Genomic DNA, 16,604 nt, shown 5'->3' on the forward strand with positions numbered 1-16,604 from the left:
AATCCATCGAATGCTCGTCATGAGAACGCCATGAATCGACCGAAACGCATGCTTCTGGAAAACATTGCCTGGGCTCGCGAAACCGCGCAGGCGGACACGCAATTTTTCCCACGCCTTGCAGAGGGGCAAAACCCCAAGGTGTTGTGGATCGGGTGTTCGGATAGTCGCGTGCCTGCCGAAACGATCACGAACGCTAACCCAGGCGATCTTTTCGTTCATCGCAACATCGCGAACTTGTTCTCGCCGTCGGACGACAACACTGTGAGCGTCCTTGAATATGCGGTGCGAGTGCTGAAGGTCGATCATGTGATCGTATGCGGGCATTATGGATGCGGCGGTGTGCGAGCATCGTTGTTGCCGCTCTCGAATGAAATACCGCACGTCAATCGCCGTATTGCCCCGGTGTGCGCTTTAGGCGAGCGGCATCGACGTGAACTCGACGACTTGGAAGAGTTCGATGCGCGCGCTGATCGCCTTGCGGAACTCAATGTGCTCGAACAAGTGCGGCTTCTGCGTCAGACGCGGATCGTAATCGATCGCGACGAGCCGCCGCTCGTGCACGGCTGGATTTTCGGCCTGCACGACGGGCTTATCAAAGTGCTTGCCTCCGGCTATGACGCGCCCCGTATGGTGCCGTTGTACGCGGAAGTCGTCGAAGCCGCGGGACGCTGATTCGATCGTCGCTCATTTCATGCTGCGTGAATTCGTTGAACGTAGCAGGCACCCACATGGCTAAATCCATATGAACCTTAGCAATCGTCTAAGCCAGTTCCCGCGCGACCTGTTCGCCGGCACAGTCGTATTTCTCGTAGCGATGCCTCTGTGTCTTGGCATTGCCAATGCGTCGGGCGTGGAGCCCTTTGCGGGGCTTTTGTCCGGAATCATAGGCGGCATTGTCGTGGCATTGCTTAGCGGCTCGCAATTGAGCGTAAGCGGGCCGGCAGCGGGGCTTATCGTCATCGTGGTCGATGGCATCGCGGGACTAGGCAGTTTTTCTGCATTTCTACTTGCGGTGCTTTTGTCGGGCGCAATTCAATTCGGCTTTGGCTTGCTCAAGGCGGGACGTTTTGCAGCGTATGTGCCGTCGTCGGTGATCAAGGGCATGCTTGCGGCCATTGGCCTATTGCTCGTCATCAAGCAGATACCCCTGGCCGCGGGCTTCGCCAATGCAGGCGCACCAGCCGCGAGCGGACCGGGCGTGCTCGATACGCCTTTCGGTCCGGTATCTTTCGCTGCTTGTGCCGTAGCCGTGATGTCCCTTGTCATGCTCGCCGGCTGGGAAACGCGCGCCATGCGACGTTTTGCCGTGGTGCGCGCCGTGCCCGCGCCGCTTGCCGTGGTGGCGTTCGGTATCGGCGTAACGCTTTTGCTCGACATGTTCGCGCCGGGCTTGGCGCCGCCCGCGCAACATCGCGTGGCATTGCCTTCGCTTGAAACGTTCGCAGCATTCACGAATGCGCTTGAATTGCCCAACGTCTCGCAATTCGTCAACCCGGATGTCTGGCGTCTCGCATTCACGCTTGCCATTGTCGCGAGCCTTGAAACATTGTTGAGCCTGGAGGCGGTCGAGCAACTCGATCCCAAGAAACGTAGTGCACATCCCGATCGCGAATTGAAAGCACAAGGCATTGGCAACATGATGGCGGGCGCTATCGGCGCATTGCCAATTACATCGGTCATCGTGCGTAGCTCGGCAAACGTTCACGCGGGCGCGCAAAGTCGCTGGTCTTCATTCGTACATGGTGTCTTGCTGCTTGCAAGCGTCTTTGCGTTGACGAGCGTGATCAACCTCATCCCGCTTGCATGTCTGGCTGCGATATTGATTTTCACCGGGCTCAAGCTTGCCAAGCCGTCGCTGTTTGTCGCCATCGCCAGACAAGGCTTCGAGCGATTTGCACCCTTCGTCGTGACAATCGCTGGCGTGTTGCTGACCGATCTGCTCATGGGTATTGTGCTTGGCATCGCATGTAGTCTCGTGCTTGCCGTGCGCGCAAATCTCAAGCGGCCGATCACGATGACGCAGCACGACGATCATTACCTACTCTCGTTTCGAAAGGACGTGTCGTTTCTCGGCAAGGTCACGCTAAAGCATCTTCTGCGCTCCATTCCTGACAACGCGACTGTCATTCTCGATGCTTCGCGTGCGGACCATATCGACCCGGACGTACGCGAGATCATCGATGACTTCGTGAGCGAAGCACCCGCCAGAGGAATGCATGTCGAGTGCAGGCAAATGCCGCTTGCAGAAGCGCGGCTTGCCATGCCGCGCATGCGTTCCCGCTGGCAGCAGTGGAGAAGGCGCCCGGCTTGAGCTTCTAATAAAGCTTGCTAGCTCATTACGATGGACAGCGAGAATCCGTCCCATCCCTTGCTGCCCACCGTTTGCACGGCGGTGGAGGAGAGCCGTGGATCGGTTGCGAGCATGTCGAAATAGGCGCGCAATCCGATCACATCGGGCTCGGTGCTGTCAGCATCGGCGATTCGGCCACGACGGATGATGTTGTCGCCAACGATCGCCGTGCCCGGCTTGCTAAGGCTCAACGCGAGTTGCAGATATTCGGGATAGCTTTTCTTGTCGGCATCGATGAATATGAAGTCGAAAGGGCGCATGCCTTCGCGCACGAACCCTTCAAGCGATGCGGCCGCCGCGCCGACCACGACTGTTGCAACCGAAGCAAGTCCAGCGCGTTCGAGATTCTTGCGCGCCACCTCGGCGTAGTCGGGATTGGCCTCAAGCGAAAGCAGCGTGCCGTCAGGCGGCAAGGCGCGTGCGAGCCAGATGGTGCTGTAGCCGCCTAGCGTGCCTATTTCAAGGATATGGCGTGCGCTACGCAGGCGTGCGAGCAGGTTCAGCAGCTTGCCCTGATTCGGTGCGACATTGATGGGGGGCAGTCCCGACGCACTGCTCGCCGCGAGCGCTGCTTCGAGTACCTCGTCGTGTGCCTGGGTTTGCTGGCACAGGTAGGCGTCCATGGCATCCCATTGCTGCTGGTCCATCCGAAATCCTCGTCTTGAGCGAACTGCCACGATACTCCGCCCGCCGACATGCATGCAAAAAACCACGCGGTGGCATTCAAAATTCTAAACACGATGCGTTGTGCCGGTCTCCTTCCGAGCCGTTTCACGCCGCAATGTATGGCCGACCTCGTCCACCGTCAGCCGAATGGCGTCGATCAGCGCTCGGGCAGCTGGCGAGGGAGTGCTACCGGCGCGCAAGGTCAGTCCAATATCGCGTTTTGTATTTTGCATCGCTATGTCGAGCACCATGAGCGGGCCCGACTCGCATTCATAATGCAATTGCTGCGCTGAGACCGCCGCGAGCATGTCGGTGTTCATCAGCAAACCGCGAATGACCGCGAGGTCGGCGGTTTCGACGGTCGGCATGGGCGGCTTCATTTTCCATCGCTTGAACTGCGCCTCGAACATGCCACGCGCGGGGGCGTGGCTGCGCGGCAAAATCCATTGTGCCGAGACGAGTTCCTTAAGAGTGAGTCCGTCGATTTCGGCAAGCGGATGACCACGCCGCCCGATCACGACCATGTCCTCCGACATGAAACGTTCGTTAGTCAAACCGCTCGATGCATCGTTCTGCCGAAGCGCGCCGAGCACGAAATCGATATCGCCCGCCCGCAAGCCGGCAACGAGCGTCTCATAGGCGCTTTCGTCGGTGATGATGCGCACGCCCGGATATTGCGCGGCCACTCTCGCTATCGCGCCCGGCAGGATCAACGTACGCCCGAGCGGCAGCGAACCGACCGTGACGAAGCCCTGAATCGTCCCGCGCAATGCGGCGATATCGTCGGGAATATGGCGCAGTTCGTTAAGCGCGCGACGCACGTGCAAGACAAAAGTTTCGCCTTCGCTCGTGAGCAGCAAGCCGCGCGGGCTGCGATAAAAAAGCTGCATGCCCGCGCCCGTTTCCATGATGCGAATGGCGCTAGACACCGCGGGCTGACTAAGTCCGAGCGTCTGCGCCGCGCTCGGCATATGTCGATGACGCGCCAGCGCGGAAAACAACTGGAGGCGCCGCGTGTTCAGCAGAAACGCCGGCAGGCCGTCGCCGCTGCTGGCGCGGCGCCGTGACTGGCGCGCTGCACACCACTGTGCAAGGGTTTCCAGCTCCGTGAAGATGCGTTCGCAACGCAGAAGAACGGCGCGGCCGGCCGGCGTAGGAAGCATGCCCGATGACCGGCGTTCGAGCAGCGTCTCGCCAACGGCGGCTTCGAGTTCCTGTAGCGAGCGCGTGACTGCCGACTGAGCGCGGAACAAAGCGACGGCGGCGCGCGTCGCGCTGCCCGTCTGCGCAACGAGCCGGAAAGCGCGCAGATAGGCGAGATTGAGCAGTTCGCGATGGTCCATTCGAGCCGCAATGAGGGTAGAAGCCTATCAGTTTAATTTATCGCCCCGACGTGGTGCATGCAGAATGCAATTTCCTCACTGTTTGCTAATTCTTGACGACGATGATGACGACATGCACCAACCAACAAACGTATCGACAGGAGCTAGCGCCATGTACCAACATATTCTCGTCGCCGTGGGTCCTGGCTTCAGCGAAGCCGCGTTGTCCGTCGCGATCGCGCGTTCACGTGAAAGCAATGCCCGGCTGACCATGCTGCATGTCATCGACAGCGCTCCGTGGTGGACGGCATCACAAGCCGATGTGATTTGCTGCGATACGGTCGATCTCGTCAACCAGCTTGCGCTCGTCGTCTATCGCAGTAGCACCAAGATGCTGGAGGAGGCAGGGGTCGAAGCTCACTGGGAGACGCGCAGAACGCCTGCCGATGGACACAACGTCGGGCGTATCATCGCAGAGGCTGCAGACGAGCTCGAAGCGGATCTCATCGTGCTCGGTGGCGGCAAGCGCAGTCTCTTTGGCATCGGCGTGCGACGCGTAAGCCATGTGGTGTGCCGTCATACCGACCGTGAAGTGCTGATTGCGTCGGAGCGCGCGAATGAGCGGGCTTGCACTGAACCTCTGTCACGCACGGTGTGGGAAGCAAGTCACGCGTAATCGGTCTCACACGTCGAGAATCCGGTAGCGTTGCAGGGCTTCGATCTGCGTTTGAAGGCTCCGTGCGCGATGTTCACGGCAAAGCATTTCGGCATTCGTGGCATCGCCATTTCGCAACGCGGTGATGACATCGCGCAGGACGCTGGTGCTTGCGTCGTCGAGCTTGATGAGCTTTAGCGTGAGTTCGCGCACGCGGCGCACTTGATCGGCACATTCACCGACTATTTGCGCCAGCCTCGGGTTGTCGCTCATTTCGACGAGGTGCGCATAGAAAAGCTCGCATGCCGCCGCCCACGCATCGCGATCGTCTTTAGCAAAAGCGCGCTCCATATCCGCGCAGGATTTTTCGAGTGCTTTGATATCACGCGCGCTTGGTTTGCGCGAAGCGACTGCTGCCACCGCAGTTGCTTCGAGACTTGTCTGCACCTGGAAAACTTCTTCGAGATCCGCCATCGACACATTGCGCACGCGCACACCGTGACGTGGAATGATCTGTACGAGATGTTCGTTTTGCAGTCTGATGAGCGCCTCGCGAACGGGTGTGCGGCTTACGCCGAACATCTGCACCAGTTCTTGCTCGAGCAATTGCGTACCCGGGCGCAGCTCGTTGCGCAGGATCATCTCGCGAATTCTCTGGTAGACCGTAGCGGTCGATTTTTCTCGCGGCTTGCTGATCGCTTCGGCGGTCCGGGCTTCAGCCATGATGGGCATTCCAGATGCGTTATCGCCCGGGCATGGACGAAAATCCGCCTAGGAAGACGGACGGAATGCCTTGCATTATAAGAGAAGAAGCGTCTTGTATCGCTCAACGTATACGTTATGCCGCAGCGAAAAGGCGGATGATTTGCTTAACATCAGACTAAAAAAAGCCGCCCTAGGCGGGCGGCTGAATGGGCCTGCTCGCTTCCGTCTTGGCCTGAAATTATCTGTCCCAGACTTCGTCCGGCAAAGGCAGGCCCCCGAGGTCGTCCGCGCTCAAGGGTCGGTCCACAGTGACTCCTTCGCTTTCAAGCATGAGCATTACCTGCCGGGTGTGTTGCGCGCTATGCCATGCGGTGCGTTCAAGCACTTCGTGCATTGAGCGGCGGCCGTAGTAAGTCGGCACGTCATAGGCAAGCGTGCGATCGGTTTCCTGTTCCCACCACTTTAGTAGTCGGACGCGCACGCTTTCTCCCCAACGCGCGATGTCTTCTGCGGTCCAATTGTCAGGCGGCACATCGTCAAAGCCCTCGAAGCGCAATTCAATCTGATGCGCGGCTTGCACACCCATTTCGGCGACGCGGAATACGTGAAACGTCAAACCAGCCGGCGTGCGATTGCGATTACGAAACGGCTTTCGAAAATGCTCAAGACCGAACTGCCTCGCATAGCGCGCGTTCGACTCGAGTACGTGCGCGAGCTTTGCGACGAGCTGTTCGGGAGGCAACGGCGGCGCTGCCGTGGTCTTGAGATCGAGAAAACGGATGACGTCGTTGATGGATTGGCAAAACGTGTATTTCTGCCCGAGCGCGACCACCGGAACGCTACGTGCACCAAGCGCCAAGAGCGCCGCGCGGCCTTCCGGATCGTTATGCACGTCAATCGATTCGTATTCGATGCCCTGACGCGTAAGAAATTCCTTGGTCCGCAGACACGACGAACATCCCGGTTGCCAGAACACGCGAATACGCGTGGCTTGAGCGACTTCGGCTTCCATTTTCATGCTCCTAAGGTCAAGGCCTTCAACGACGTGCTGGAGCTAATTCTGTTTGATGCGGTGAGTGTCGCAAAGCAACGCTTCGTCATGCCGCCATCGCGATATGCGATGACGAGTCAATTTTCAGTACACTGCGATTGCCGCTCTTAACGATCATCAACGGCCTGAACAAGCCCTATGCATTCGATCGATCCGCTTTCGCTGAGACTCTTCGTCGCGGTTGCCGAGGCGGGCACCATTGCCGCCGCGGCTGAACGTGAACACATTGCGGCTGCCGCGGTAAGTCGACGTATCAGCGAGATTGAAGCCATGTTCGGCGTGCCTTTATTGCATCGCACGAATAAAGGCGTAGTGCCGACCGAAGCGGGTGAACGCCTCGCTGCTTTAGCGCTTAGCGCGCTGCATCATTTCGACGATATTGCACTGCAAATGCGCGACTTCACCAATGGCCTTAGCGGTATGGTGCGCATCGCGGCGAACAACTCGTCCATCGTGCAATTCCTGCCTCAGGATATTCAGTCTTTCGCGGCCAGTTATCCCAATGTTCGCTTGCAAGTGGACGAAAAGCCCAGTATGCAAGTCGTGCGCGCGATCGCCGATAACGCGGCCGACATAGGCGTCTTTACAGCCGTGCCGCATGGTCGTGCTATTCAGACGCTTCCCTATCGTACCGACAATCTCGTGCTCGTCACGCCGCCGGGTCACGCGCTTTCGCTAAGAAATTCGATAGCTTTCGCCGAAGCACTAGACTTCGAATTCGTCGTCTTGCCAGCCGATACTGCTATAAGCCAATGTCTTACGCGAGCCGCGAACGAAGATGGCCGCGCCGTCAACGTGCGCATTCAGGTGACAGGCTACGATGCCCAATGTCTGATGATCGGTGCAGGCCTTGGTCTTGGTGTCATGCCCGATGCAGTCGCACGCCAACATGCAAGGTCCTCGGGACTCTGCGTCGTCGCTTTAACGGATAAATGGGCCGCGCGTGAACTCCTGATAGGAATGCGGTCGCTCGATGCCCTGCCCGAAGCCTGCAGAAAACTCGTCGCGCATCTGGCAGCCGTATAACGTCATTGCCGGTGCTAACATCGGCTAAGGAGACGCAAACCATGAGCGCCACGCGCGTAAAGATCGTGCAGGACGAGCCACCGGTCGCAACCGCTAACGGAACGAAACCCGTCAAGCGCAACACGACCGAGCTTGCATATGCCGAATTGCGCCGCAGAATCATCGAAAGCGAATTGACGCCTGGTTCCTACATGCTCGAACAGGAACTCGGTTTGATGCTGGGCTTCAGCCGCACGCCGATCCGCGAAGCCGCAATTCGTCTGCAGGGCGAGGGACTCGTGCAGATCGTGCCTAGGCATGGCATTCGTATCGTGCCAACTTCCATCTCCGACATCAGGAACATCTACCAGGTCCTCATCAGCCTGGAATCGACGGCTGCCAGCCTTATTGCGTCGAACAAGGGCGTGGACATCACACCCCTTGTCACCGCGTGCGAGGCGATGAGCGCGGCATACGAACGCGGCGACATGTTGGCTTGGGCTGCCGCGGACGAAGTCTTTCACGAAACGCTCGTTGCGCTTAGCGGGAATACCCGATTGCAAAGCGTGGTCATGAATTGTCGCGATCAAGTGCACCGCGTGCGACGCTTTACGCAAATGGTCAAACCGCATCCGCAACCCGTGAAATCCGTGCAGGAGCATTACGGCATCATCGACGCGATTCAATGCGGCGATGCGGCAAAGGCAAGCGCGCTATATCGTGCACATCGAGAGCGTGGCTGGCGCGACCAAACGAGCGTACTGCAACAATTCGGCATCCAACAGGCCTAAGGCGGCGCCTTCCTAAGGCACGTGACAAGAGTCGAGCCAGCTCGAGCACGGGTATGTCCGCCCCCGGCATTTCTGGACTTTAAAGAATTTAATGCATACATTAACTTGCACGGTTAAGGCAGTCGTGCGAGCTCAATTTCGCGCGGCTGAATAGTCCGCTTAGTCAAGAAGCTTAAAAACATAGTGCGACCGCATGCGCCAAGCACAATGCGAGACCGCCCAACATGGATGGAGACGCCTACATGTCTGGAATACGGAGAATTGCCCGTAGTGTTCTTTTAATGTCTCTCGCTGCTGCGTCCATTTGCGCGACGCATGTGCAGGCCGCGCCGCTTACCGTGACGCATTGGGGTGACGGCATGTATGGCGTGCCTTTTGCGGTCGCAATGGAAAAAGGCTTCTTTAAGGAAGCCAACGTGGACGTAACAGGCTTCATCACATCGGAAGGCGGCGGCACCACCGTGCGCAATGCGATGGCTTCCGAGATTCCTTATGGCGAGGTCGCCCTGCCGGCCGCTATTTCCGCAGTCAAGCAAGGTGTTGATCTGACAATTGTGCATGGCGGTGTGCAGAGTCTCGCCGACCTTGTCTGGGTGGAACTAAAGAACGGCACCATCACCAACATCAAACAAATGAAGGGCAAGACTATCGGCTATAGCAGCCCGAAGTCGACTACGGATACGGTCGTGACGATTGCGTTAGACCGTGCAGGTCTCGCAGGCCAAGTGCAGCGCAAGCCGGTCGGTAGTTCTAGCGGTATGCTGACTTCGCTGCAACAAGGCGCTGTCGATGTCGCTTACATGACGGAGCCTTCCTATAGCGGGAAAAAAGATCAGTTGCGCATAGCTTTTCGCTCTTCCGATATCGTGCCTAACGAGACACAGACCGTGGGCATCGTGCGCACCGACTATCTCAAGTCGCATCCCGAGGTGATACGCGGAATTATCAATGCACGTCGCAAGGCGGTGCAGTACATTGCCGCGCACCGCGAAGAATCGGCGCAGATTCTGGCGAAGCAATACAAGATGGACCCCGCTGTCGCGACGTCGGCGGTCAATAACGTGCTCGAGTCCGATCCGAAATACTGGAGCGAAGGAAGCTTCGATCGCAAAGGCATGGAAGAAGTGCTCAAGGGCCTGATACTCGTCAAGGCCATTCCGGAAGGCCCGTTCGATTGGTCGAAGATCGTCGACGAGTCTCTGCTTCCCGCCGATCTGCAAACGAAAAAGTGAGGCACGCGATGAGCGTATTGTCACGTCGCACGCGAATTTCCGTTGTTTCCACAGACGCTGCGACACAGGCGGGGGATCGTGTGCAAGCGCGCGTGACCGATGTCACGCGCATTTATCCCGGCATTGCAGGCAAGCCTCCTTTTCATGCGCTCGGCCCCGTAAGTTTGGAATTGCGCGCGGGTGAATTCTTTTCGGTTGTCGGCCCTTCCGGTTGCGGTAAGTCCACTTTGCTGGATGTGCTCGCAGGCCTTAATCCCGCAAGCGGCGGCACTGTCGAATTCGAAGGGCATGCAGTGGGACGCGAGGTTCCGGATGGCGTGGCCGTCGTGTTTCAGGAAGACGCGAGCTTTCCATGGCTCAACGTTTTTGACAACGCAGCCTTTGCCGCGCGTCGCGCAGGCGTGGCAGAGAACGAAGTAAAGGCGCGCGTCGATCATGCATTGTCTTTCATGGGTCTCAAGTCTTTCGCGCGTGTTTATCCCGCGCAACTCTCGGGCGGAATGCGGCAACGCGTTTGCATCGCGCGCGCCATGGTCGTGCGTCCGCGTCTCATGTTGCTCGACGAACCATTCGGCGCATTAGATCAGCAGACACGTCTCCTCATGGGCGATGAAATGCTCAAGCTTTGGCGCGATACGGGCGCGACCATCATGCTCATTACGCATTCGATCGACGAAGCGGTGCTGCTGTCCGATCGCATTGGTGTGATGTCAGCGTGTCCGGGACGCTTCATATCGACCATTGAAACCTGCTGGCCGCGTCTTCGCGACAGCAAGATCGCACTCGATGCGCGCTTCGGCGAACTGACCGCGCAAGTGTGGGGGCTGTTGCGCGAAGAGGCCATGAAAGCGCTAGGGAGCCAGTCATGAGCGTTGCCGCACGCTGGCGCGTGGGAATAGTCATCGGCTTCATTTTGTTGCTGGAGATAGCGACTCGTTTTGCATGGATCAATCCTGTCTCGTTCATTCCGCCTTCGCGTATGGCGGTGAGTGCCTGGGACATTCTCGCGTCAGGGCAATACACCGTGGATATCGTGCAGACGCTTAGCAGCGCATTGCTGGCGGTTGCGCTTGCGGTGGTAGTGGGCTTTATCGGCGGCGTGTTGCTGTTCAGATTGCCGCGCGCAAGGCGTGTGCTGGACCCCTTGCTGCTTTCCTACTATGCGGTGCCCGTCTTCGTGCTGTATCCGATCTTGATCGTGATCTTCGGCTTGAACCGCTGGCCTCTGGTTGGCATCGGGTTTCTCTTTGCGGTCGTCGCCATGGCCGTAAATACTTTGAATGGTCTTGAACGTGTGCCTCGTGTGCTGTTGCGCACGGCGCGCGTATGCCGCTTGAATACGCTGGACGAGGTGCGCCTCATCACCTTGCCCGCGAGTCTTCCGTTCGTATTTACAGGCATCAAGCTCACCGTGGTCTACGCGTTCATCGCGGTGGTAGCGGGTGAATTCGTGTTGTCCGGGTCGGGCTTCGGTTATCAAATCGCATTCGCCTACAACGCGTTCGACAATTCGACGATGTACGGCCTCATGCTCCTGATGCTGATCTTCGTTGCCACGCTCAACGCCCTTTTACGCACAGCGGAAACGCGTCTCTATCGGCGCATCAGAAGGGAGGCCGCATGAGCACTGTCGTCGTCACGCATACGGCAAGGCCGCGACACACGCGGCGATGGATGGACGCGCTCGTGCTCGTCGTGGTGCTGGTCGGGCTTTGGCAAGGCGCAAGCGGGTGGCTTGGCCCCGATGTGCTGACCACGCCGCTGCATACCGTCCAACGTGCAATGCATATAGTCAGCGACCCGGATTTTCCGGAAAGCCTCTATGTCACATCGCTTGCCTTTGCTTCGGCGTTCGCCATCTCTGCCGTAGCAGGCGTTTTTCTCGGTCTGTTTCTTGGCGTGCGACGCTTGGCCGGTGAGGTGATGGAGCCGCTAATGATGGGCTTTTATTCCATTCCCAAGGTCACGCTTTATCCGGTCGTGCTGCTCGCTTGCGGTCTCGGGTTATGGGCCAAGATCGTATTCGGTGTGATACACGGGATCGTTCCGATTACGCTCTTCACCATGAACGCGGTAAAGAATATGCCGCCTATATACGCACGCGCGGCCCGCACTTACCGCATGAACCCGATGGATTTCGCGCGTCATGTGTTGCTGCCCGCATGCGTGCCTGAAGTCGTAGCGGGACTGCGCATCGGCTTTTCGCTTACCTTGCTTGGCACGCTTATCGGCGAGATGTTCGCGTCGCAAAGCGGTATCGGCCGCATGTTGATGATCGCCATGAACCGCAACGAAACGAGCACGATCATGGCGCTTGCGCTCATGCTTTTCGTGTTCGCCACACTGGTAAATCTCATGTTCCTCAAATGGCAGCGTCATCTCACGCATAGCGATTGATCATGCATACGCTCTTCGACAAGTTGTGGGACAGTCATACCATTGCTCATCTCGCAGGTGGCGCCGATCTGCTGCACGTGGATCGTCATCTGATGCACGAGCTCACCGGCGTGGAAGCGGTCCGCGTGCTTGAAAAGCGCGGCCTTGGCGTGGATAGTCCCGCGCTTACCTTCGCCACCGTCGATCATGTGATTTCGACGGCCCCAGGACGCCGCGCAGGCGATGCCGACTGGAGCACCGAGATGGTCGAATCGATGCGCACGCAGATGACGCATCACGCGATTCCCATCTTTGACATAGGCCAGGCAGGCCTTCAGGGCATCGTGCATGTGATCGGACCGGAGCTCGGCCTTTCTTTGCCAGGAACGTCCATCGTTTGCGCGGATAGTCATACATGCACGCATGGTGCAATGGGCGCGCTTGCCTTCGGTATCGGTTCGACGGAGGTCGTGCATGTGCTTGCGACGCAAACCATTCGACAGAAGCGCCCAAAGACGATGCGTGTGCGCTTCAATGGCAAGCTGCGCGAAGGCGTGACCGCGAAGGACATGATTCTGTATCTCATCGGAAAGATTGGCGCGGCTGGCGGCACGGGCTATGCCGTCGAATACGCGGGCGATGCGGTCGAAGCATTGAGCATGGAAGGCCGCCTCACACTGTGCAATCTAAGCATCGAGCTGGGGTCCAAGTTTGGCCTCGTCGCGCCCGATGAAATTACGTTCACTTATCTGCGCGACAAGCCTTATGCACCGCAAGGCGAGCAGTTCGACCAGGCTGTCGCCGACTGGAGGATGCTTGCAAGCGATTCGGAGGCACAGTTCGATCGCGAAATCGGTATCGATGCGTCGTCCATCAGCGTACAGGTCACGTGGGGCACGAGTCCCGAACACGTGATTGCGCTGGACGATGTCATACCCGACCCCGCATCGCTCGATGATGAATCGCGCCGTCATGCCGCCGAAAATGCGATCGACTACATGGGCGTGCGTGCCGGACAGCATCTGGATGAACTAAGCGTGGACCGCGTATTCATAGGCTCGTGTACGAATAGCCGCATCGAAGACTTGCGTGCGGCAGCACATGTGGTCGATGGTCAGCATGTCGCCAGCAACGTGAAGGCTTGGGTCGTGCCGGGATCGCTCACGGTGGCGCGTCAAGCCGAGCAGGAAGGGCTCGATGCGATCTTCCGTGCCGCTGGCTTCGAATGGCGCGAGCCGGGCTGTTCGATGTGCGTGGGCGCAAATGGCGACGTGGTTGGGCGTGGCGAACGTTGCGTATCGACCTCGAATCGCAATTTCATTGGCAGGCAAGGTCCCGGTGCGCGTACGCATCTGGCTAGCCCTGCAGTTGCCGCAGCTAGCGCCATTGCGGGGCATATCGCCGCGCCACGTGTGCGTCAAACGGAAGGGGCGTCGCAATGAAAGCGGTGACGATCATCTCCGGAGCAGCGGCTCCGCTCATGCGAGATAACGTCGATACGGATCTCATCATCCGCATCGAAAGAATTTCGCAACTCGTGCGCGGACAGTTGGGACCCTATCTGCTCGAGACTTTGCGTTATCGCGGCGACGGTCCGCAAAGTGGTGAACGTGAGGACTTCGTTCTCAATCAGCCCGCATTCAGAAGTGCATGCACAGTCCTCGGTGGTAGCAACTTCGGTTGTGGCAGCTCGCGCGAAATGGCGGTGTGGGCGCTAGAGGAAGCGGGTATTCGATGCGTCATCGCTTCATCGTTCGGCAACATCTTCTATAACAATTGTCTTCAGAACGGACTGCTTCCTGTGCGACTCGACGCTGCCGAGATCGAGCGCATAGCGGTTGCTGCTAGCGATGGAACGCCCATCGAGGTCGATCTCGGTGTGCTCGAAATTCGCGCCCATGGGTTGGAAACGATTCACTTCGAATTCGATCCGGCACAGCAGCGAGCGCTTCTGGAAGGACTCGACGAGATCGATCAGACGCGCCTTCTTAAAGACGTTATTGCGCGCTTTCTTTTGAGGGATCGAAAAGCGCGCAGTTGGGCTTACTTCGCTTGACACATCGACATCATTCAACTTGCCGGAGAATCATCTTGACCCGTTCAGCCCGTTTTCGCGAATTATTTAAAGAGGGCCCATTCGTCTGCATGGGCGCGCACGATGCGTTGACCGCGATGCTGGCGGAACAGGCCGGCGCCAAGTCGCTATACGTTAGCGGTTTCGTTGCATCCGGCGTGATTGCAGGGCAGGCGGATATCGGCGTACTCTCGCAGACGGAAATGTTCGAGCATATCCGCCGCATTTGTCGCGTGACGACAGTGCCCATATTCGCGGATGCCGATACGGGCTACGGCGGCATCCTCGACGTGCAGCGCACGATCCGTCTATGGGAAGAAGCGGGCGCATCGGTGCTGCATCTCGAAGATCAAGCATTGCCCAAGAAATGTGGACACTATGCGGGCAAGCAGCTCGTATCGAAGGACGAGATGGTGCTCAAGTTGCGCGCAATGATCGAGGCGCGCACCGATCCGGACTTCTTCATCGTGGCCCGTACGGATGCGATTGCAGTAACCGGAATCGACGATGCGATCGCGCGGCTCGAAGCCTACGCCGAAGCAGGCGCGGATGGCCTCTATGCCGATGCGCCCGAAAGCCTCGAACACATGCGCGAGCTCACGCGTCGTCTTAAGCCGTTAGGCAAGCCGATTCTTTTCAATCAGGCGCGAACGGGAAAGAGTCCGTTCGTCTCGATGAAAGAGGCCTACGAAATAGGCTTCGATTACACCCTCGCCCCAATCGAGTCGATGCTTGCCATGCATAAAGCTGTCAAGGAAGTCATGATCGACTTCATGCGCGAAGGCACGACAGATGCCATTGCGGACCGGCTCACGACCTTCGAGGAATACAACCGCTTTGTCGGGCTCGACAAAGCGATGGAAGTCGAGAAGCACTTTGCGACCTCGTAAAGATTAAAGACATCGCTAGTTGAGCAGCGCCCACAAGGCGAGGGTCAGCACGAGTCCGACGACCGACACGATGGTCTGCAAGACCGACCAAACGGCTACGGTGCGCTTGAGCGTTAAGCCGAAATATTCGCGCACCATCCAGAAGCCCGCGTCGTTGACGTGACAGAAGAACACGGAGCCGGCGCCGATGGCAAGCGCCATCAACGAGTTGTGCGTGGCAGACAAGCCGCTAACCACGGGCGCCACGATACCGGCTGTCGTCGTCGTGGCGACTGTTGCCGATCCGGTGGCTTGCCTTAGCGCCACTGCGATCAGCCACGCAAGCAAGACCAGCGGCAGATGCGCGCCCACGGCGATCTTGCCGATGGTCGTGCTGATGCCTGCGGCGACGAGTGTCTGCTTGAGTCCACCGCCTGCGCCGATGGTGAGCAGAAGCGCCGCGATTGGCGGCAGGCTCTTGCGCAAGATGCCGCCTACGCGATCGCGCGCCATGCCGCGCGACCAACCGAGCATCACGATGGCGAAGAGTACCGTTAGAGCAAGCGCAATCAACGGTTCGCCTACGAAGTCGAGCGTGTCGTAAAGCAGCGTGTCCTTGGTAAGCGCGAGCTTGGCGATAGTGCGGCCGAGCATTATCACGACGGGTAGAAGTATCGTGATAAGCGAGATTGCGAAGCCCGGTGTCGCTGCGCCATCCGCATGCTCGGTAAAGAGTTTGCCCATCTCTTCTGGCTCTTCGACGTGCATGCGCTTCGAAAGCCAGATGCCGTAGAGCGGACCCGCCAGAATCACGGCCGGCAGCGCAACGATCAAACCGAGCCCGAGCGTTAGTCCAAGATCTGCATGCAATGCGCTCACGGCAATGAGCGGCCCTGGATGCGGCGGTAATAATGCATGCAAAGTCGTCATGCCGGCGAGCGCGGGGATCGCGATGCGCAGGATCGGCTGCTTGGAGCGCCGTGCCATCACGAAGATGATCGGCACCATCATTACAAGGCCCACTTCGAAGAAGAGCGGCAGGCCCACGATGATCGCGACGAGCGCCATCATCCACGGCAGACTGCGGGGCGTGGAAAGATCGAGCAGGGTCGTCACCAACCGATCCGCTGCCCCCGACTCGGCCATCAGCGCACCGAGCATGGCGCCGAGCGCGATGATGATGCCGACATCGCCGAGCAACGCTCCCGCACCCTTGCTAAAGGCCTGCGCAATGGCTTCCAACGGTTGATGCGCAGCGAAACCGGCAACGAATGTACCCACTAGGATAGACAGGAACGGCGCGAGCTTGAGAACGCCGATTGAGAGGATGATGACCGCAAGGCCGAGCGCGCAGGCGATCAGAAGCTGAGTATCGTGGGCTGACCACGAAGCAAGAGTTGTCGTTGGGTTCACAGTGACTTTGTGCTGGCGCGCGGCGGCGGCATGCCGGAGCGCTTACGGTTTGCTTTCGTCCGCTCTTGAGCAGACGCGAGGCCTCGTCGTAATAG

The 16,604-nt window shown here is 58.5% G+C and carries 17 protein-coding genes; 12 read left to right on the plus strand and 5 right to left on the minus strand.

Going from position 1 to position 16,604, the window contains the following annotated elements; translation table 11 throughout:
• Positions 1-30 precede the first annotated feature (30 nt).
• Together NCT03_RS22650 and NCT03_RS22655 are read left to right on the plus strand one after the other, a co-directional pair.
• The gene (locus tag NCT03_RS22650; RefSeq protein ID WP_250494000.1) at positions 31-672 is read left to right on the plus strand and encodes a carbonic anhydrase; all 642 of its coding nucleotides are present in this window, start codon (positions 31-33) and stop codon (positions 670-672) included.
• Positions 673-742: 70 nt separating this feature from the next.
• Positions 743-2,311 (plus strand): SulP family inorganic anion transporter, encoded by a 1,569-nt coding sequence (locus tag NCT03_RS22655; protein WP_250494001.1) that lies wholly within the window; start codon positions 743-745, stop codon positions 2,309-2,311.
• Between the two features lie 17 nt (positions 2,312-2,328).
• On the opposite strand, the gene NCT03_RS22660 is transcribed toward NCT03_RS22655, so the two are convergent.
• Complete coding sequence (locus NCT03_RS22660; protein WP_244831290.1) at positions 2,329-2,997, minus strand: O-methyltransferase; 669 nt, start codon at positions 2,995-2,997, stop codon at positions 2,329-2,331.
• Between the two features lie 84 nt (positions 2,998-3,081).
• Positions 3,082-4,359, minus strand: a complete 1,278-nt coding sequence (locus NCT03_RS22665; protein WP_250494006.1) for a LysR family transcriptional regulator — start codon at positions 4,357-4,359, stop codon at positions 3,082-3,084.
• A gap of 151 nt (positions 4,360-4,510) precedes the next feature.
• On the opposite strand from NCT03_RS22665, the gene NCT03_RS22670 reads away from it, so the two are divergent.
• The gene (locus NCT03_RS22670; RefSeq protein WP_250494007.1) at positions 4,511-5,014 is read left to right on the plus strand and encodes a universal stress protein; all 504 of its coding nucleotides are present in this window, start codon (positions 4,511-4,513) and stop codon (positions 5,012-5,014) included.
• A 6-nt stretch (positions 5,015-5,020) separates the two neighbouring features.
• Here the strand turns inward: NCT03_RS22670 and NCT03_RS22675 are convergent, their stop codons facing one another.
• Complete coding sequence (locus tag NCT03_RS22675; protein WP_250494008.1) at positions 5,021-5,716, minus strand: GntR family transcriptional regulator; 696 nt, start codon at positions 5,714-5,716, stop codon at positions 5,021-5,023.
• A 220-nt stretch (positions 5,717-5,936) separates the two neighbouring features.
• Positions 5,937-6,710 carry a glutaredoxin domain-containing protein gene (locus NCT03_RS22680; RefSeq protein ID WP_250494009.1) on the minus strand — a complete coding sequence of 258 codons (774 nt, stop codon included), beginning with the start codon at positions 6,708-6,710 and terminating at the stop codon, positions 5,937-5,939.
• Positions 6,711-6,887: 177 nt separating this feature from the next.
• Here NCT03_RS22680 and NCT03_RS22685 point away from each other — a divergent pair, with 177 nt between their 5' ends.
• The 9 genes from NCT03_RS22685 to NCT03_RS22725 all read left to right on the plus strand — a co-directional run bounded on the left by NCT03_RS22685 (position 6,888) and on the right by NCT03_RS22725 (position 15,117).
• Entirely contained in the window at positions 6,888-7,775 is an 888-nt protein-coding gene (locus tag NCT03_RS22685) for a LysR family transcriptional regulator (RefSeq protein WP_250494010.1), read from the plus strand.
• A 41-nt stretch (positions 7,776-7,816) separates the two neighbouring features.
• Positions 7,817-8,545 (plus strand): GntR family transcriptional regulator, encoded by a 729-nt coding sequence (locus NCT03_RS22690; protein ID WP_250494011.1) that lies wholly within the window; start codon positions 7,817-7,819, stop codon positions 8,543-8,545.
• Positions 8,546-8,769: 224 nt separating this feature from the next.
• Positions 8,770-9,777: an ABC transporter substrate-binding protein gene (locus NCT03_RS22695; protein WP_250467963.1), complete on the plus strand. Its 1,008-nt coding sequence runs from the start codon at positions 8,770-8,772 to the stop codon at positions 9,775-9,777.
• Between the two features lie 92 nt (positions 9,778-9,869).
• Positions 9,870-10,646 carry an ABC transporter ATP-binding protein gene (locus NCT03_RS22700; RefSeq protein WP_244831298.1) on the plus strand — a complete coding sequence of 259 codons (777 nt, stop codon included), beginning with the start codon at positions 9,870-9,872 and terminating at the stop codon, positions 10,644-10,646.
• Entirely contained in the window at positions 10,643-11,401 is a 759-nt protein-coding gene (locus tag NCT03_RS22705; RefSeq protein ID WP_250467965.1) for an ABC transporter permease, read from the plus strand. Before NCT03_RS22700 ends, NCT03_RS22705 begins: the two co-directional genes overlap by 4 nt.
• Positions 11,398-12,174 (plus strand): ABC transporter permease, encoded by a 777-nt coding sequence (locus tag NCT03_RS22710; RefSeq protein WP_244831300.1) that lies wholly within the window; start codon positions 11,398-11,400, stop codon positions 12,172-12,174. Before NCT03_RS22705 ends, NCT03_RS22710 begins: the two co-directional genes overlap by 4 nt.
• Positions 12,175-12,176: 2 nt before the next feature.
• Complete coding sequence (gene leuC, locus NCT03_RS22715; protein WP_250494012.1) at positions 12,177-13,595, plus strand: 3-isopropylmalate dehydratase large subunit; 1,419 nt, start codon at positions 12,177-12,179, stop codon at positions 13,593-13,595.
• The gene (gene leuD / locus NCT03_RS22720; RefSeq protein ID WP_502800407.1) at positions 13,592-14,209 is read left to right on the plus strand and encodes a 3-isopropylmalate dehydratase small subunit; all 618 of its coding nucleotides are present in this window, start codon (positions 13,592-13,594) and stop codon (positions 14,207-14,209) included. The genes leuC and leuD overlap by 4 nt, the downstream gene beginning before the upstream one ends.
• Positions 14,210-14,244: 35 nt before the next feature.
• On the plus strand, positions 14,245-15,117 hold the full coding sequence (locus NCT03_RS22725) for an isocitrate lyase/PEP mutase family protein (protein ID WP_244831303.1): 873 nt from the start codon (positions 14,245-14,247) through the stop codon (positions 15,115-15,117).
• Between the two features lie 15 nt (positions 15,118-15,132).
• On the opposite strand, the gene NCT03_RS22730 is transcribed toward NCT03_RS22725, so the two are convergent.
• The gene (locus tag NCT03_RS22730) at positions 15,133-16,509 is read right to left on the minus strand and encodes a GntT/GntP/DsdX family permease (RefSeq protein ID WP_250494013.1); all 1,377 of its coding nucleotides are present in this window, start codon (positions 16,507-16,509) and stop codon (positions 15,133-15,135) included.
• Positions 16,510-16,604 lie beyond the last annotated feature (95 nt).

Source organism: Caballeronia sp. GAWG1-1, assembly GCF_023631465.1.
Classification (GTDB): Bacteria; Pseudomonadota; Gammaproteobacteria; order Burkholderiales; family Burkholderiaceae; genus Caballeronia.

Excerpts from the sequence above, each read along its gene's own strand:
- NCT03_RS22650 (WP_250494000.1), top strand. The coding sequence starts at position 31 with ATGAATCGACCGAAACGCATGCTTCTGGAAAACATTGCCTGGGCTCGC.
- NCT03_RS22655 (WP_250494001.1), top strand. The coding sequence starts at position 743 with ATGAACCTTAGCAATCGTCTAAGCCAGTTCCCGCGCGACCTGTTCGCC.
- NCT03_RS22660 (WP_244831290.1), bottom strand. The coding sequence starts at position 2,997 with ATGGACCAGCAGCAATGGGATGCCATGGACGCCTACCTGTGCCAGCAA.
- NCT03_RS22665 (WP_250494006.1), bottom strand. The coding sequence starts at position 4,359 with ATGGACCATCGCGAACTGCTCAATCTCGCCTATCTGCGCGCTTTCCGG.
- NCT03_RS22670 (WP_250494007.1), top strand. The coding sequence starts at position 4,511 with ATGTACCAACATATTCTCGTCGCCGTGGGTCCTGGCTTCAGCGAAGCC.
- NCT03_RS22675 (WP_250494008.1), bottom strand. The coding sequence starts at position 5,716 with ATGGCTGAAGCCCGGACCGCCGAAGCGATCAGCAAGCCGCGAGAAAAA.
- NCT03_RS22680 (WP_250494009.1), bottom strand. The coding sequence starts at position 6,710 with ATGGAAGCCGAAGTCGCTCAAGCCACGCGTATTCGCGTGTTCTGGCAA.
- NCT03_RS22685 (WP_250494010.1), top strand. The coding sequence starts at position 6,888 with ATGCATTCGATCGATCCGCTTTCGCTGAGACTCTTCGTCGCGGTTGCC.
- NCT03_RS22690 (WP_250494011.1), top strand. The coding sequence starts at position 7,817 with ATGAGCGCCACGCGCGTAAAGATCGTGCAGGACGAGCCACCGGTCGCA.
- NCT03_RS22695 (WP_250467963.1), top strand. The coding sequence starts at position 8,770 with ATGGATGGAGACGCCTACATGTCTGGAATACGGAGAATTGCCCGTAGT.
- NCT03_RS22705 (WP_250467965.1), top strand. The coding sequence starts at position 10,643 with ATGAGCGTTGCCGCACGCTGGCGCGTGGGAATAGTCATCGGCTTCATT.
- NCT03_RS22710 (WP_244831300.1), top strand. The coding sequence starts at position 11,398 with ATGAGCACTGTCGTCGTCACGCATACGGCAAGGCCGCGACACACGCGG.
- leuC (WP_250494012.1), top strand. The coding sequence starts at position 12,177 with ATGCATACGCTCTTCGACAAGTTGTGGGACAGTCATACCATTGCTCAT.
- leuD (WP_502800407.1), top strand. The coding sequence starts at position 13,592 with ATGAAAGCGGTGACGATCATCTCCGGAGCAGCGGCTCCGCTCATGCGA.